Below are 15,313 nucleotides of genomic sequence, written 5' to 3' on the forward strand. Positions count from 1 at the left end.
CGAAAAAACGGCACCGAGAGGCATAAGTGGCCGAGACGGAAACTTATGCCGGCTCCTCGTGCCTAAAAGACTCGCGCGACCTGTTCATCCTGTCCGAGCAGAGCGGCGCATTCCTACAGATTTCGACAGAGTCCGGGGCCCATGGAGCGTATCGCGGCAGCTCGACCGCGGTGTGCGCTGTCTGGAAAACCACAAATCATGACGTTTTTTTGATTTTGTACGGGGCTACACCGCGATGCTATGCGACACCCTGTGTGCAGCATGGTTATAATTAAATCGAAATAAGACGGACGCCGTCGTTTTGCGACGCGATCCGGTCCCGCTTCCTGACTGGGTCAGCCGGGTATTTCAGATCCGGTCGTTGTATGGCGCCCGGGGTTTCGTAAAGAGGGAACAGTCATGCTTGAAGCGATCTCTTTAGCTGCCGGGCTGGCATGGGCTGCGGGCTTGCGCCTTTACCTCACTGTTTTGTTCACCGGGTTGTTCGCCAATCTGGGCCTGATTCATCTGCCTCTCGCGTTGCAGCCGCTTGCCTCGCCATGGCTGTTATGCGCTGCCGTGGTGTTCTCGCTGATCGAGTTTTTCGCCGACAAGATTCGCGCGTTCGATTCGCTCTGGGATGCGGTGCATACGTTGATACGCATCCCCGCGGGCGCTTTGCTCGCGGCCGGCGCGCTCGGTTATGCGGCGCCGCAGACCGTGCTGCTGATGGCGCTGGCAGGCGGCGTGCTGGCTGGAGCCGCGCATTTGACCAAGGCTGGCACGCGTGCCGTCATCAATTTTTCCGGCGAGCAGCCTTCGGGAAAGATCGCTTCGCTGGCCGAAGACGTGCTCGTGATCGTCGGTTTATCGCTGGCTTTTTTCCTGCCGCTGGTCTTTTTGGCCTTGATTGCCGCTTTCCTGCTGGCCGCCGCATGGGCTTTGCCGCGTCTGTGGCGCGGTGTGCAGGGCGGCTGGCGCGGCATGGCCTTGCATATGGTGCATTCCGCGGTCCGGCCGGTTGCCGGCAAGCATGACTGATGCTGCCAGCGGCCCCGCCTAAACGCTCGCTCCGATCCCACCCCCCACTGCTGCGCCAGGGCTGGCGCATGACGGTGCGCGACTGGCGCGCCGGCGAACTCACCATGCTGCTGCTCGCGCTGATTCTGGCCGTCGCCGCGCTCAGCAGTGTCGGGTTTCTGGCCGACCGCTTGGCGCGCGGGCTAGAGCGCGATGCGCGTCAGATGATAGGCGCCGATCTGGTCGTGCGCGCCGATCATCCGGTCGACCCCCAATTCATCGAGCAAGCGCGTGACTGGGGCCTGCGGACCGCCAGCACCACGGTGTTTCCGAGCATGGTTGCGGCGATTGCGGCACCGGCTGCACCGGCATCGTCGCCCGCCGTCGCCGATCTCCCTACGCGGCTGGCTGCGGTCAAGGCAGTTTCTCCCGGTTACCCCTTGCGCGGCTCGGTCTCGATCGCGGCAGCCCCGGACGAGACGGGCACGGCGGCCAACAGCGTCCCGGCTCCGGGGACAGTCTGGATCGATCCGCAATTGCTCGATAGCCTGCATGTGAAAGTCGGCGGTGCGCTAAAGGTAGGCACCCGTCAATTCACCGTTGCCGCACTCATTACGCGCGAGCTGGACCGCGGCTTTGCGTTCGTCAACTTCTCGCCGCGCGTCATGCTGCGTGCCGACGATCTACCATCGACAGGCCTGCTTACCTTCGGCAGCCGTGCAACTTACCGATTGCTCGTTGCCGGTTCGCCTGCGGCAGTAGCGCGGTATACCGCATGGGCGCATGCCCAGGTCGACGGCAATCGCTTGCGTGGCGTGGCGCTCGAGAGCATCGACGACGGCCAGCCCCAGGTGCGCGACACGCTGACGAGGGCACGCCACTTTCTGACCCTGGTGGCGATGCTGACCGCCCTGTTGGCAGCCGTGGCAATCGCGATGGCGGCGCATCGTTATGCACGGCGTCATCTCGACGGCGGCGCGGTGATGCGGTGCCTGGGTGCGAGCGAGCGCACGCTGCGTGGTTTGTTTCTCGTCGAATTCGTGTTGGTCGGTTTGGCCGGCAGTGCACTAGGGGTGGTGCTTGGTTTCGCCGGCCATTACGCGCTGTTGGAATGGCTGGGCGGACTGATAGGCGTGAGTTTGCCGCAGGCCGGCGTATTGCCCGCGGTCGAAGGTATTGCCAGCGGTCTGGTGTTGCTGCTCGGTTTTGCTTTGCCGCCGCTGGCGCCGCTCACGAGCGTGCCGCCGGGCCGGGTGTTGCGTCGTGAACTGGAGGGCAATACCCACATGATGTGGTTGGGTTACGCGGTGGGCATCGCGTGTTTCGGCGCACTGCTGATGGTGGCGGCCGGCGAGATCAAGCTCGGCGTCATCGTGGCGGGAGGTTTCGCGGCAGGAATGCTGGGCTTCGGCTTGCTCGCTCGCATCGCGTTGTGGGCGCTGGCGCGGCTTGCGCGCTCAAGCAAGGGGATCGGTGGCTTGAATGGCTTTGGCGGCTTCGGAGGTCGCGCGGCGCTCGGTTGGCGCTATGCGCTGGCCTCGCTGGAACGCCGTTCCGGCGCGAGCGCGCTGCAGATCACGGCGCTGGGCATCGGCCTGATGTGCTTACTGCTGTTGGCGATTACGCGCAACGATCTGGTCGCGGGCTGGCGTGCCTCGACGCCGCCCGATGCGCCCAACCAATTCGTCATCGATATCCAGCCCGATCAGACGGCGGTCTTCAAGGATTTCCTCGCACAGCACGGCGAATCGGACATTACGTTGTCGCCGATGATACGCGGCCGTTTGATCGCCCTGAACGGCCGGCCGATTGGTGCGGACGACTACAAGGATGACAACACCAAGCGCTTGATCGAGCGCGAATTCAACCTTTCCTACACCTCCGCGTTGCCTTCGGACAACCGCGTGGTTGCCGGCGATTGGTACGGCGCCAGCAAGCGGCCCGAGATTTCGATGGAGGAGGGCATAGCCGAGGCGCTCAAGATCAAAGTGGGCGACATGACGCGTTTCGACGTGGCCGGCCAGCAGATCGACGCGCCGGTGACGAGCTTGCGCAAGCTCGACTGGGGAAGTTTCAGAGTCAATTTCTTTGTGGTGATGCCGCCTGCGGCGCTGGCGGATTTTCCCGCGACGTTCATCACGAGCTTTCATTTGCCGAGCAACCAGCATGGCGTCGTCGACGCGCTGGTGGCGCGCTTTCCGAACCTGACGGTGATCGACACCGGCGCGTTGATTGCGCAACTGCAACGGGTGCTCGATCAGGTGATTGGGGCGGTTCAATTCTTGTTCTTGTTCACGCTCGCGGCGGGCGTGCTGGTGCTCTACGCAGCGCTTGCGGGAACGCGCGACGAACGGGTGCGAGAAGCCGCCTTATTGCGCGCGCTGGGCGCTTCGAGCCGACAGGTGCGTGGGGTGCAGATCGCCGAGTTCGTGGTGGTTGGCGGTTTGGCCGGGCTGATGGCGGCGCTGGGCGCGCAGATATTGGGCGCGGTGCTCGCGCAGCGCATATTTTCATTCCATCTCACGATCAACCCGTGGCTGCCTTTGCTGGGCACTGCGGCCGGTATCGTGTGTGCGACGGCCGGCGGCTGGGCCAGTTTGCGCGCGGTGCTGGCGCGGCCTGCGCTGCAATCGTTGCGGGAAGGGGTTTAAGAAACGGGGGCTAAGCGAAGGAGTGTAAGCCGTGGGCGTGTACGCAATATCCGAGGCGTAAGCGCAAGCGCGTGCAAGCAAGCGGCGCGTGAGCAAAAGCGGGGCGCTACCAAAACGGCGTACAAGCAAAACGCGCGCACGGCAAGTCGGCGATAATGCACATCCACGTCCCCTTGCGGCGCTTTTTACACCGCTTTTTTTCATTAGAGCTCGATGACAGAAACCCTTGATAACGCGCCTAGCGTTTTCGAATTGGTCGGAGGCGAAGCGCGCGTGCGCGAGTTGATCGACCGCTTCTATGATTTGATGGATCTGGAACCCGAGTTTGCCGGGATCCGCGCTCTGCATCCGCCGACGCTGGAAGGTTCGCGCGATAAATTCTTCTGGTTCTTATGCGGTTGGATGGGCGGTCCCGATCATTACGTCAGCCGCTTCGGTCACCCGCGCCTGCGCGCCCGTCACATGCCCTACGCGATTGGTGGCAGCGAGCGTGACCAATGGTTGCGCTGCATGGCCTGGGCCATGGAGGATGTCGGCCTGGACGAGACTTTGCGCGAGCGCCTGCTGACCTCTTTTTTCCAGACCGCGGATTGGATGCGTAATCGCCCCGACTAAAATTGGGCATCGTTGCGGAGTGCCTGCCTTGAATCACGATTCGAAACCGAACGATTCCGACATGCCGTCGCCGTTGCCCGACGCCCGTGCGCAAGCCGTGCTCGATTTCTGGTTCGGTGCGCCAGGGTCGGCAGAATACGGGCAGGAGCGTCGCCTCTGGTTCAAGAAATCGGCCGCAACCGATCAGCGCATACGCGAGCTGTTCGGCCCGCTCCATGCACAGGCGGTGGCCGGACGGTGCGATGCCTGGGTGGCAACGCCGCTGGGCGCGTGCGCATTGATCGTCATGCTCGACCAGTTTTCGCGCAACCTCTTTCGAGACCAGCCGGCGGCGTTTGCGGCCGACGCGCAAGCACTGGGCATTGCAGCGAGCATCGTGCATGCCGGGATCGATCGGCAATTGCCCACGCCTATGCATCGTTCGTTTGTGTATTTGCCGTTCGAGCATGACGAAAACGAGGCCAGCCAGCGTTTGTCGCTCAAGTTGTTCGGTGCTCTGGAACAAGAAACCGGTTGGGCGGACCCGCGGGTATGGGCCGAGAAACACGCCGCGGTGATCGCGCGGTTTGGCCGGTTTCCGCATCGCAATGCCGTACTTGGGCGATTATCCAGCCCCGATGAGATCAAGTTTTTGCAGGAGCGTGGCGCTCGATTTTGACGCGTGCGCCGCGAGCCGAGCGGAGTCGGATGTAAGCGATTCGCGACTCGGGGCTCAGCCTGTCAAACGCTGCAGCAACGCCAGTGGCTCGGTCGAGACCTGCAACAAATCCAGATAAGCCGGCCGCATGAACCCTTCGTTCACCGTATGTTGCAGCATCGTCAACAGCGGATCGAAATAGCCGTCGGTATTGAGCAGCGCGAGCGGTTTGGCGTGGTAGCTAAGCTGGGCCCACGTAAACACCTCGAAAAATTCCTCGAGCGTGCCGGCGCCACCCGGCAAGGTAATGAACGCGTCCGATAGATCGGCCATCATTTTCTTGCGCTGGTGCATGTCGTCGACCACATGCAGATCATCGAGGCCGTGATGGCCGACTTCGCGATCGAGCAGCAATTCGGGGATCACGCCGATAACTCGACCGCCCGCCATCAGCGCCGCATCGGCGACTGCGCCCATCATCCCGAGCTTGCCGCCGCCGTAGACCAGCGTAAGCCCGGCTTGCGCGACGGCGGTTCCGAACTGTTGCGCAGCCTCGATGAAAACGGGCCGCGCACCGGGGCTGGAGCCGCAATAAACACACACCGATCGGATCATGAGCGCTGGCGCCCGCTGTTGTCCCCAACCCGGTCCCCGCCGCCATCGACGCTGATATCGTCGCTCTCGCGCGCAGGGTCTTTGAGAAACTCGCTGAATTCGCGCGGCGGCAGTTTGCCGCTGACCAGATCATCGAATAGTTGACGCGAACGCCCGCGCAGGTAAGGCGCCATCATTGAAATGATGTGGCGGCTCGATGCATGCAATTCCTTGCGTATCGCTTCCTGGTCGTTGTACTGGCGCGGATTCATGACGAACTGGTAAGACAGCCAATAGGTGGCGATAACGCCGATATTAGTGGAGATCACAGCGATTTCTTCGGCGGTGGCTATCATTTCGCCGTCGTCCACCAGGATCTCGCAAAGATCGCGGGCAAACCGCACCTTGTGACCGATGATTTGCTTGAAATGGGTTTCCAGTGTGCGGTTGCGTGCGAGCAGGTCGTTCAAGTCGCGGTACAGGAATCGGTAGTGCCACAGGAAATCGGCCATATAGGACAGATAGGCCCAGACCTCGTCGATGCTCGGTTTGCGATCCTCTTGGAAGCGCAGGCGCCTTTCGACTTGTTGCTCGAATTGCGCAAAAATGCTGTTGATAATGTCGTCTTTGTTGCGAAAATGGTAATAAAGATTGCCTGGGCTAATCTTCATTTCCTCGGCGATGGTGGTGGTCGTGACGTTGGGTTCGCCGAACTGGTTGAATAGTTTGAGCGACAGTTCAAGGATGCGTTCGCGAGTGCGGCGAGGCGGTTTTGCGTCCATAGAGATTGCCGGGTGTGCCCAGGGTGGGGAACCCCGGATCGTTATAATCGGAAAAAGAATTCTAATTATAAACCTCGCCTACCGGCTCCGAGCAGGGTATTTACCTCACCCAAGCGATGACGACCGGGCCAGCCAGCAAACCCCAGGTTAGTGCGCAAATCACCAGCGCCACGGTAACGGCAGCGCTGCCAAAATCCTTCGCACGCTTGGAAAGCTCGTGACGCTCCAGCGAAATCCGGTCGATGGCGGCTTCGACGCTGGAATTGAGCAGTTCGACGATCAGCACCATCAGCACGGAACCCAATAGCAGCACGCGTTCAACGGGCGGCACCGGGATCAGGATGCCGCAGGGTACCAGGATGGCGGCGAGCGTGAGCTCCTGACGAAATGCGCTCTCCTCGCGAAATGCGACGCGGAAGCCATTGATCGAATTCTTCAGCGCATGCCAGGCGCGCGTGATGCCGCGGTTGCCTTTATACGGATTGAACGGCAGCGGCGCCATCTCTTCTGGGGCGGGCACCTCTGCGGCGCTCGGATCTGCGGCGCGTCCGGTCGGCACAACGGGAGCTTGCGTCGAGGCCGTGTCGCTGATCTTTTCGCTGACGGGATGAGACGTTGAGTGGGGCACTGTAGGGGGTCGCCAGAATGATTACCGTTTCAGATTAGCACACGCCAAATGGATGCCGGGCAGCGCGTATGGTGGGTAGGACTAAAGGAAGTCCGGCGGTGTGTGGACGGGTGCGCAGCTCGCGGTGTGCAGCCCGCGATTTGCCGCCTGCTTATCCGGCGAATTCACTGAATTCGCCGCGAAGACCGGGCTGCGCAAATACATCAGGCCGTGGCCTGCTCGGCGCCGACCGCAACGTGCGGCAAGGGCTTCAAATGAGATGCGAATTGCTCCGATGCGGCGCGCCACGAAAACCGTTCGGCCCAGGCTCGTGCATGACCGCGGTCGATTTTCAGCGCGTCCAGGCAGGCTTCGCGCAGATCCTCGTTCATCGCACCGGCACCGCCGTCGGCCAGCACGTCGACTGGACCCGTCACCGGGTAGGCGGCCACCGGCAACCCGCATGCCAACGCTTCCAGCAGCACCAAGCCGAAGGTGTCGGTGCGGCTCGGGAATACGAACACATCCGCCGCCGCGTAGACCTTGGCGAGTTCCGCCTGCGTCAGCACGCCCAGGTAGTTGACTTCCGGATAGCGCGATTTAAGCTCGGCCAACTGCGGGCCTTCGCCGGCCACCCATTTCGAGCCTGGCAGGTCGAGCTTCAGGAATGCTTCGACGTTCTTCTCGATGGCGACCCGGCCGACGTACAAAAAGATCGGGCGCGCGGTGTTGAGTACTTTCGATTCTTGCGGCTGGAAAATTTCCAGATCGACACCGCGGGTCCATAGCACCACATTGGTAAAGCCGAATTTTTCGAGATCCTGCTTGACCACGGGCGTGGGCGCCATGACGGCGCGCGACGGACCGTGGAACCAGTGCAGGAATTTGTAGGTGAGTGCGAGCGGGATGCCGAAGCGAGCCTGCACGTATTCCGGAAAACGGGTGTGATAGGCCGACGTATGCGGCAGTTTGTGGCGTCGTGCATAGGCGCGAGCAGCCATGCCCAGTGGGCCTTCGGTTGCGATATGCAGCGCGTCCGGCGCGAATTCGGCGATGCGCCTGCGCACCTGTTGCCCGGGCATCAGGGACAGGCGGATTTCCGGGTAAGTCGGACAGGGGATGGTGCGAAACTCCAGCGGCGTGAGCAACTCGACGCGATGGCCGAGCTCGATCAACTCGCGCGTGGTGTTCTTCAAGGTCCGAACCACCCCGTTGACTTGAGGTTCCCACGCATCGGTAACGATCATGATTTTCATAAGATTTCAGCCATCGCGCAGTGGCGCAGTGCGGGGTGTAGGGGAGGTTGGATAGGTTATGGGGGGACGCCCGATTCAAGCGATTTCCCGGGCCTTGCTACGAACCTGCACTTTGGACGACGACCCGGACGACGATTCGGGCGGCGACTGCATGACGGTCCAGTAGACGATCTTGAGTTCGCCCTCGGTGGTTTCGACCAAGGCCGACAGGCTTTCTACCCAGTCGCCGTCATTGCAATAGAGCACGCCGTCGATGTCGCGGACTTCGGCTTTATGAATGTGGCCGCAAACCACGCCATCGCAGCCGCGGCGCAGCGCCTCATCGGTCATGACGCGCTCGAACTGGGAGATGAAATTGACGGCGTTCTTGACCTGGTGTTTCAGGTATTGCGACAGCGACCAGTACTGGAACCCAAAGCGAATCCGGATCCGGTTGAACCAGCGATTGAGCACGAGGATCAGCGAATACAAGGAGTCGCCCACGTAGGCGAGCCACTTTGCATGTTGGATCACACCGTCGAACAAATCGCCATGTACGACCCACAAGCGCTTGCCGGCCAGCGTGGTGTGGAAGGCTTCCTCGCGGATGTGAATATCGCCGAACGCGTGATCGCAGAACTGGCGGGCCGACTCGTCGTGGTTACCGGGGATATAGATGACCTGGACGCCTTTGCGCGCCTTGCGCAACACTTTCTGCACCACGTCGTTGTGAGCCTGCGGCCAAAACCAGCCTTTTTTCAGTTGCCAGCCGTCGATGATGTCGCCCACGAGGTACAGATATTCTGAGTCGTTGTGACGCAGAAAATCGAGCAGGTAATCAGCCTGGCAACCGCTGGTGCCGAGGTGGATATCGGAAATCCAGATGGTCCGGTAGCGATGAGTCGCACTCTCGTCGTCGAGAATCGGACCACTGTTGTTGATCTGGGGAGGGATAAATGAGGGGGGTAAGGCAGCGGTGCGCGCACCGGGCAGCTCGGAACCGAGTCCTGCCTGTCGGAACAGGGGCGGCACAGATATCGACTTGGACTCCATGAGATCCCTTGATAGATGCAATGCCTGCATTCAGCCATGTGTATATGACTGCCGCGTGACATTCATGGGAAGTTCTTATTACGGAGTGCTGTACGTCGATGCGCCGCGGCTTGATGGGATGCGCCGCCGCCTATGAGGTGCGCCGCCGCTTAATGAGACTCCCCGCGGCCTAGCGTGACGCGCCGCGGCTTACTGTTCGACGTGCTCGCCCCACAAGGGGCTGGCCGAGGGCATGGGATGCGGGACGGGCGGTGCCACATGCGGATCGACCGCCGCCGGTACCGAAACGGGGGCCGCTGTGGTCGCCACCGGCTTGGCCCCCGGAGACGTGCCGCCGAGCGGAGCCGTCGGCGCCTTGGAGGGCTCGGGCGGTCGATGCGGCGGCGTAATGTCCTTGATTTCTTTTTTGCCGGTCAGTGGCGTGCTGACAACAGTTTGGCGGTGGCTCTTGCGCTCAGTGGCCGCCAGTTTCTTTTTTTGATCTTCCGGTAACCGTTGGTAATCTGCCCACGCTTTTTCTCGCTGCTGCACAGGCACCGCTTTCGAAAGCTGAAAATTCTCGCGCGCGGTGCGGCGCTGGTCGGCCGTCATGCTGACCCATTCCGCCATGCGTTCATGCAGTCGCGCTTGTTCGTCCAGCGACAATTTCGGATATTGCACGGCGATTTTGAGCCACTTGCGCTTGCGTACGTCGCTGAACTGATCCCATTCGCGGGCAAAAGGCGCTAACGCGGTGCGTTGGTTCACCGAAAGCTTGGCCCAGGCGAGCGGGGCGGGTGTCGCTGTGAGCGAGGGCAATACGCCTGCTGTATCCGGGGCGAGCGCCGCGGGCACGGTTTCAGCGGAATTGTTGGCGGTATTGGTCGAACTGCGCGCCGGGTGCCAGCGCGGATAGGTCGCGACGAACGAGACGGCAGCCGCGATCACGCTGATAAAAACGATGGCGAGACCACGCCTGCTGGACACCGGCGGCTCCCGGTCTATCGCGTGCGCGACAAGTAGGCGTTGAAACCGTGATCCAGATAAGCGTTAAGGGGCAGCTCGTCGGACAACATGGCAGCATCGATGTCGGCGGTATCCGCGATGCGCTGCTGGTCTTCCCAGTACGCGACGCCGATCAATGCCGCCACCAGCGCGAACATTGGCCACATCAGGACAAAGCGCGGCGCACGCACGACCGGCGGGCGTGCACCCATTGCGCCGGCGAACGCCGGCGCCATCGCAGATACCGGCGCGGTTTGCGGGGCCACTTCCGGTTTCTTGCGCTGCAGTGCCGCCCGGCGCGCCAATGCCAGCCGGGCCAGCGTTGGCTGCGGCAGGCCTTCGGCGCTCTCGTCCAGCGCGCGACGCACCGCTAACGCGAATTCACGTTCCTTGGTATCGACAGTGGAGTTCATAATGTAATTCCCTTCGCCTTAAGCGCCAAGGCCAGGGCGTGTGTAGCTCGTGAGCAGTGCGTTTTCACGCTACCTTCGGAGCAACCCATCGCGGCGGCAGTTTCAGCGACATCCATGTCTTCCCAATAACGCATGAGGAAGGCCTCTCGTTGACGCGTTGGCAGCTTTTGAATCTCTTCGTCGATCAAATTCAGGATTTGGGCTCGTTCGAGCTGATCTTGACCGCTGTCCGATCCTATAGACCGCGCTTCGGCATCAAAATTCTCAAGCAAATCGAAATCGTCGTCTTCGTTGCTGGGCGTGAGCGAGGAAAAAAGGCTAACCCAGGTATTACGGACTTTTTGGCGGCGGAAATAATCGAGGATGACGTTTTGTAGAATACGCTGAAACAGCATAGGAAGTTCGGCAGCGGGTTTGTCGCCATATTTTTCGGCGAGCCGAATCATGGCGTCCTGGACGCAATCCAGGGACGCCTCGTGATCGCGCACCGCGTAAATGGTCTGCTTGAACGCACGCCGTTCGACGCTCGCCAGAAAATCGGCCAGTTCCTTGTCTGATGCCATCCGTTGTATTTTGACGCGAGTGGCTGCGCGCGTTATCCGTCTATAAAAATGTCGTAAAGCCCGCGGATGCTAGCAAAAAAATCCGCGCAAAGGGTGGTTTTAGCCTCGAATCCCAAACGACGCGTTGGCCCGATTTCGAGGCTTATGCACTGTTTTATTGGCCAAGCGGCCGATTACCGCAAGCAGCATAACCGACTCCGTTTGCTGCTTGGAACAAATAATTGTTGACCCTGCCGCCCTAGGTGGGTATTGTCGAAGGTTCGCAACAAGCTGCAATAAGTTCCATTGAGGCGCAGCTTACAAGGCTCGCCTGTCTTTTGGACGCGCCGCTTGAACCCGGGTCACGAGCCTGAGGGGAGAGCTCCCGATCAATTTTTTGCCGAAAATTCGAAAGGTGAACGATGAATACGCACAGCGCGGAATTCTCTACGTCGGAATTGAACGATCCCGACCCACAATCTGATACACCCACCAGTCCGTCCTCCCCATCTGCTGATATTTCGATCGGTGCAACCGTATTAATGCGGGCTTTGCAAGACGAAAAAGTCGACTACATCTGGGGCTATCCCGGCGGCTCGGTTCTCTACATCTACGACGAGCTTTACAAGCAAGACAAGATCAAGCATGTGCTGGTGCGCCATGAACAGGCCGCTGTCCATGCTGCCGACGCTTATGCGCGCTCCACAGGCAATGTCGGCGTCTGCCTTGTCACCTCCGGGCCTGGCGTGACCAATGCCGTTACCGGCATCGCTACGGCGTACATGGATTCGATTCCGCTGGTGATCATCAGCGGCCAGGTGCCCACAGCGGCAATCGGCCAGGATGCGTTCCAGGAGTGCGACACGGTGGGCATCACGCGTCCCTGCGTCAAACACAACTTCCTGGTCAAGGATGTGCGCGAACTGGCGGTCACGATACGCAAGGCGTTTTTCATTGCCAGTACCGGTCGCCCGGGCCCTGTGCTGATCGATATTCCCAAGGACGTTTCAAAGACGCCCTGCGAATATGAACAGGTCAAGTCGATCTCGTTGCGCTCGTATAACCCCGTGGTCAAAGGCCACTCAGGGCAGATTCGCAAAGCGGTCGCAATGTTGTTGTCGGCCAAGCGCCCATATATCTATACCGGCGGCGGCATCATCCTCGCCAATGCGGCGCGTGAGCTGAACCAGTTTGTCGACCTGCTGGGCTACCCCGTCACCAATACGCTGATGGGCCTGGGCGGGTATCGCGCGAGCGATTCCAAGTTCCTTGGCATGCTGGGCATGCATGGCACGTACGAAGCCAACATGGCGATGCAGAATTGCGATGTGCTGATCGCGATCGGCGCGCGCTTCGACGATCGCGTGATCGGCAACCCCGAGCATTTTGCTTCGGTGCCACGCAAGATTATCCATATCGATATTGACCCCTCGTCCATTTCCAAGCGCGTCAAGGTGGACATCCCCATCGTCGGCGACGTCAAGGAAGTGCTCAAGGAGCTGATCGAGCAGTTGCAGACCGCTGCGCCCGGACCGGACGCGCAGGCGTTGTCGGACTGGTGGGCGCAGATCGAAAAGTGGCGCAGCATCGACTGTCTGAAGTTCGATCGTGAAAGCGAAATCATCAAGCCGCAATATGTGGTGGAAAAGCTTTACGAGCTGACTCACGGCGATGCGTATGTCTGTTCGGATGTGGGCCAACATCAGATGTGGGCCGCGCAGTACTACCGCTTTGACAAGCCGCGCCGCTGGATCAATTCAGGTGGGTTGGGCACCATGGGTTTTGGCCTGCCTGCTGCGATGGGCGTCAAGATGGCGCATCCCGATGACGAAGTGGTGTGCGTCACCGGCGAAGGGTCGATCCAGATGTGCATACAGGAGCTTTCCACCTGCCTGCAGTACCGCACGCCGATCAAGATCGTTTCGTTGAATAACCGTTATCTAGGCATGGTGCGTCAGTGGCAGCAGATCGAATATAAGGAGCGTTATTCGAGCTCCTATATGGATGCGTTGCCCGATTTCGTGAAGCTGGCCGAAGCCTACGGGCACGTCGGCATGCGGATCGAAAAGACCTCGGAGGTCGAGCCCGCGCTGCGTGAAGCGTTGCGATTGAAGGATCGCACGGTATTCATGGACTTTCAGACCGATCCGTCCGAGAACGTCTGGCCGATGGTGCAGTCAGGCAAAGGCATCAGCGAGATGCTGCTCGGCTCGGAAGATCTATAAGGTGGCAAACACGCGGCCGGCGGCGCCCTCGTGGCGTCGACGACTGCGGACATGCCGACATGAACCGCCGGCGGTGCGTCTTGCTGCATAGCAAACCGCGCGCGCCTCGCGATCGCACTGCGATTTGTACCGATAACTACGCACATCATGAAACATATCATTTCGGTTTTACTGGAAAACGAGCCCGGCGCCTTATCGCGCGTGGTCGGCCTGTTTTCCGCACGCGGTTATAACATTGAAACTCTGACAGTGGCGCCTACAGAAGACCGCTCACTGTCGCGTATGACGATTGTCTCCATTGGCTCCGACGACGTGATCGAACAAATCACGAAGCATCTGAACCGCCTGATTGAGGTGGTAAAAGTGGTAGACCTGACCGAGGGCGCCCACATAGAACGCGAGCTGATGTTGATGAAAGTAAGGGCAGTAGGCAAGGAACGCGAAGAAATGAAGCGGATGGCGGATATTTTCCGTGGCCGCATTATCGACGTCACGGAAAAGACCTACACCATCGAGCTGACTGGCGACAGCAGCAAACTCGATGCTTTTATCGAAGGCCTCGATGCCGCAGCCATTCTGGAAACCGTGCGTACCGGCGGTTCGGGAATCGGCCGGGGCGAGCGGATCCTGAAAGTTTGAGATCCCGGGTTTTCGTTTCACACTTGATCCGGGTTATTGGCCGCGCTACGTCAGACGACAGCCGACCGACCCATTAATGAATTTATGCGAAGGAAGACAACATGAAAGTTTATTACGACAAAGACGCCGACCTGTCCCTGATCAAAGGCAAGCAGGTTACGATCATTGGCTATGGCTCACAAGGTCATGCACACGCGCTGAACCTGAAAGAAAGTGGCGTCAACGTCACGGTCGGCCTGCGTCGCAGCGGCGCTTCGTGGAGCAAGGCAGCCAATGCCGGCCTGAACGTCAAGGAAGTGGGCGAAGCCGTGAAGGGCGCCGACATCGTCATGATGCTGCTGCCGGACGAGCAGATCGCTGCGGTCTATAAAGCCGAGGTCGAGCCGAACATCAAGAACGGCGCCGCACTGGCGTTCGCTCACGGTTTCAACATCCATTACGGCCAAGTGATCGCTCGCGCTGACCTGGACGTCATCATGATCGCGCCGAAAGCGCCGGGCCATACGGTGCGTTCGACCTATGCACAAGGTGGCGGAGTACCGCACCTGATCGCCGTTGCACAAGACAAGTCGGGCGCTGCCCGCGATGTCGCGCTGTCGTATGCCGCAGCGAACGGTGGCGGCCGTGCCGGTATCATCGAAACCAACTTCCGCGAAGAGACCGAAACCGACTTGTTCGGCGAACAAGCTGTGTTGTGCGGCGGCACGGTCGACCTGATCAAGGCGGGTTTCGAAACGCTGGTCGAAGCCGGCTATGCACCGGAAATGGCTTACTTCGAATGCCTGCACGAACTCAAGCTGATCGTCGATTTGATCTATGAAGGCGGTATCGCCAACATGAACTACTCGATCTCGAACAACGCCGAGTATGGTGAATATGTCACGGGTCCGAAGATCGTGACGGAAGACACCAAGAACGCGATGCGCGCGGTGCTCAAGGACATCCAGACCGGCGAATACGCGAAAAGCTTCCTGCTGGAAAACGCCGCCGGCGCCCCGACGCTGCAATCGCGTCGTCGCCTGACCGCCGAGCACCAGATCGAGCAAGTAGGTTCCAAGCTGCGCGCGATGATGCCGTGGATCGCCAAGAACAAGCTGGTCGATCAAGCGAAAAACTAAGCCGTCGAAGCGTAGTCTATCGATGCGTCGGCGCCGGTTGCAACAGTTCGCGGCAGGTTCGCCGCAACAGTTTGCGGCGCAGCGCTGACAAGTTCGGTATCATGCAGGCCGTCCAGGGTTGTGAAACCCGGGACGGCTTTTTGTTATCCTAGCTGACTGCCTGCTTGCTGCCGGCGCTGATTTGGCGCTGCCGATCCAGTCCGACTCTTCCCCAACATT

Annotated in this window: 15 protein-coding genes; 7 read left to right on the top strand and 8 right to left on the bottom strand. The window is 60.2% G+C overall.

Annotated elements, in window-relative coordinates; translation table 11 throughout:
• The first annotated feature begins 399 nt into the window (after positions 1 to 399).
• From GSQ77_RS04455 to GSQ77_RS04470, 4 genes are all read left to right on the top strand, one after another.
• Positions 400 to 1,020 carry a DUF4126 domain-containing protein gene (locus GSQ77_RS04455; RefSeq protein ID WP_158899411.1) on the top strand — a complete coding sequence of 207 codons (621 nt, stop codon included), beginning with the start codon at positions 400 to 402 and terminating at the stop codon, positions 1,018 to 1,020.
• Complete coding sequence (locus tag GSQ77_RS04460; protein WP_158899413.1) at positions 1,020 to 3,650, top strand: ABC transporter permease; 2,631 nt, start codon at positions 1,020 to 1,022, stop codon at positions 3,648 to 3,650. The genes GSQ77_RS04455 and GSQ77_RS04460 overlap by 1 nt, the downstream gene beginning before the upstream one ends.
• A 213-nt stretch (positions 3,651 to 3,863) precedes the next feature.
• A complete protein-coding gene (locus GSQ77_RS04465) occupies positions 3,864 to 4,265 on the top strand; it encodes a group II truncated hemoglobin (protein ID WP_158899415.1) in 402 nt (133 codons plus the stop codon).
• Between the two features lie 61 nt (positions 4,266 to 4,326).
• Positions 4,327 to 4,923 carry a DUF924 family protein gene (locus GSQ77_RS04470; RefSeq protein WP_158899590.1) on the top strand — a complete coding sequence of 199 codons (597 nt, stop codon included), beginning with the start codon at positions 4,327 to 4,329 and terminating at the stop codon, positions 4,921 to 4,923.
• Between the two features lie 54 nt (positions 4,924 to 4,977).
• Here the strand turns inward: GSQ77_RS04470 and GSQ77_RS04475 are convergent, their stop codons facing one another.
• The 8 genes from GSQ77_RS04475 to GSQ77_RS04510 form a co-directional block, all read right to left on the bottom strand.
• Positions 4,978 to 5,514 (bottom strand): TIGR00730 family Rossman fold protein, encoded by a 537-nt coding sequence (locus GSQ77_RS04475; RefSeq protein WP_158899592.1) that lies wholly within the window; start codon positions 5,512 to 5,514, stop codon positions 4,978 to 4,980.
• Positions 5,514 to 6,278: a TetR/AcrR family transcriptional regulator gene (locus GSQ77_RS04480; protein WP_158899417.1), complete on the bottom strand. Its 765-nt coding sequence runs from the start codon at positions 6,276 to 6,278 to the stop codon at positions 5,514 to 5,516. Before GSQ77_RS04480 ends, GSQ77_RS04475 begins: the two co-directional genes overlap by 1 nt.
• A 100-nt stretch (positions 6,279 to 6,378) precedes the next feature.
• Positions 6,379 to 6,837 carry a diacylglycerol kinase gene (locus GSQ77_RS04485; protein WP_254067439.1) on the bottom strand — a complete coding sequence of 153 codons (459 nt, stop codon included), beginning with the start codon at positions 6,835 to 6,837 and terminating at the stop codon, positions 6,379 to 6,381.
• A 272-nt stretch (positions 6,838 to 7,109) separates the two neighbouring features.
• Positions 7,110 to 8,141, bottom strand: coding sequence for a glycosyltransferase family 1 protein (locus tag GSQ77_RS04490; protein WP_158899419.1), 1,032 nt, complete (start codon positions 8,139 to 8,141; stop codon positions 7,110 to 7,112).
• Positions 8,142 to 8,216: 75 nt separating this feature from the next.
• Positions 8,217 to 9,173: a UDP-2,3-diacylglucosamine diphosphatase gene (locus GSQ77_RS04495; RefSeq protein WP_158899421.1), complete on the bottom strand. Its 957-nt coding sequence runs from the start codon at positions 9,171 to 9,173 to the stop codon at positions 8,217 to 8,219.
• Positions 9,174 to 9,362: 189 nt separating this feature from the next.
• Positions 9,363 to 10,139, bottom strand: a complete 777-nt coding sequence (locus tag GSQ77_RS04500; protein WP_158899423.1) for a DUF3106 domain-containing protein — start codon at positions 10,137 to 10,139, stop codon at positions 9,363 to 9,365.
• 14 nt (positions 10,140 to 10,153) lie between these two features.
• Complete coding sequence (locus GSQ77_RS04505; protein ID WP_158899425.1) at positions 10,154 to 10,570, bottom strand: DUF3619 family protein; 417 nt, start codon at positions 10,568 to 10,570, stop codon at positions 10,154 to 10,156.
• The gene (locus GSQ77_RS04510; RefSeq protein ID WP_158899427.1) at positions 10,567 to 11,133 is read right to left on the bottom strand and encodes an RNA polymerase sigma factor; all 567 of its coding nucleotides are present in this window, start codon (positions 11,131 to 11,133) and stop codon (positions 10,567 to 10,569) included. Before GSQ77_RS04510 ends, GSQ77_RS04505 begins: the two co-directional genes overlap by 4 nt.
• A 401-nt stretch (positions 11,134 to 11,534) precedes the next feature.
• Here GSQ77_RS04510 and GSQ77_RS04515 point away from each other — a divergent pair, with 401 nt between their 5' ends.
• From GSQ77_RS04515 to ilvC, 3 genes are all read left to right on the top strand, one after another.
• Positions 11,535 to 13,337, top strand: a complete 1,803-nt coding sequence (locus tag GSQ77_RS04515) for an acetolactate synthase 3 catalytic subunit (RefSeq protein ID WP_158899429.1) — start codon at positions 11,535 to 11,537, stop codon at positions 13,335 to 13,337.
• A gap of 147 nt (positions 13,338 to 13,484) precedes the next feature.
• Positions 13,485 to 13,976, top strand: a complete 492-nt coding sequence (gene ilvN / locus GSQ77_RS04520; RefSeq protein ID WP_158899431.1) for an acetolactate synthase small subunit — start codon at positions 13,485 to 13,487, stop codon at positions 13,974 to 13,976.
• Between the two features lie 101 nt (positions 13,977 to 14,077).
• Positions 14,078 to 15,094: a ketol-acid reductoisomerase gene (ilvC, locus tag GSQ77_RS04525; protein ID WP_158899433.1), complete on the top strand. Its 1,017-nt coding sequence runs from the start codon at positions 14,078 to 14,080 to the stop codon at positions 15,092 to 15,094.
• The last annotated feature ends 219 nt before the right edge of the window (positions 15,095 to 15,313 follow it).

This window comes from Burkholderia sp. L27(2015) (assembly GCF_009765705.1).
GTDB lineage: Bacteria > Pseudomonadota > Gammaproteobacteria > Burkholderiales > Burkholderiaceae > LMUX01.

Coding starts and splice junctions, on each gene's coding strand:
- GSQ77_RS04515 (WP_158899429.1), top strand. CDS start 11,535: ATGAATACGCACAGCGCGGAATTCTCTACGTCGGAATTGAACGATCCC.
- GSQ77_RS04505 (WP_158899425.1), bottom strand. CDS start 10,570: ATGAACTCCACTGTCGATACCAAGGAACGTGAATTCGCGTTAGCGGTG.
- GSQ77_RS04510 (WP_158899427.1), bottom strand. CDS start 11,133: ATGGCATCAGACAAGGAACTGGCCGATTTTCTGGCGAGCGTCGAACGG.
- GSQ77_RS04460 (WP_158899413.1), top strand. CDS start 1,020: ATGCTGCCAGCGGCCCCGCCTAAACGCTCGCTCCGATCCCACCCCCCA.
- GSQ77_RS04495 (WP_158899421.1), bottom strand. CDS start 9,173: ATGGAGTCCAAGTCGATATCTGTGCCGCCCCTGTTCCGACAGGCAGGA.
- ilvN (WP_158899431.1), top strand. CDS start 13,485: ATGAAACATATCATTTCGGTTTTACTGGAAAACGAGCCCGGCGCCTTA.
- GSQ77_RS04490 (WP_158899419.1), bottom strand. CDS start 8,141: ATGAAAATCATGATCGTTACCGATGCGTGGGAACCTCAAGTCAACGGG.
- GSQ77_RS04480 (WP_158899417.1), bottom strand. CDS start 6,278: ATGGACGCAAAACCGCCTCGCCGCACTCGCGAACGCATCCTTGAACTG.
- GSQ77_RS04455 (WP_158899411.1), top strand. CDS start 400: ATGCTTGAAGCGATCTCTTTAGCTGCCGGGCTGGCATGGGCTGCGGGC.
- GSQ77_RS04465 (WP_158899415.1), top strand. CDS start 3,864: ATGACAGAAACCCTTGATAACGCGCCTAGCGTTTTCGAATTGGTCGGA.
- GSQ77_RS04470 (WP_158899590.1), top strand. CDS start 4,327: ATGCCGTCGCCGTTGCCCGACGCCCGTGCGCAAGCCGTGCTCGATTTC.
- ilvC (WP_158899433.1), top strand. CDS start 14,078: ATGAAAGTTTATTACGACAAAGACGCCGACCTGTCCCTGATCAAAGGC.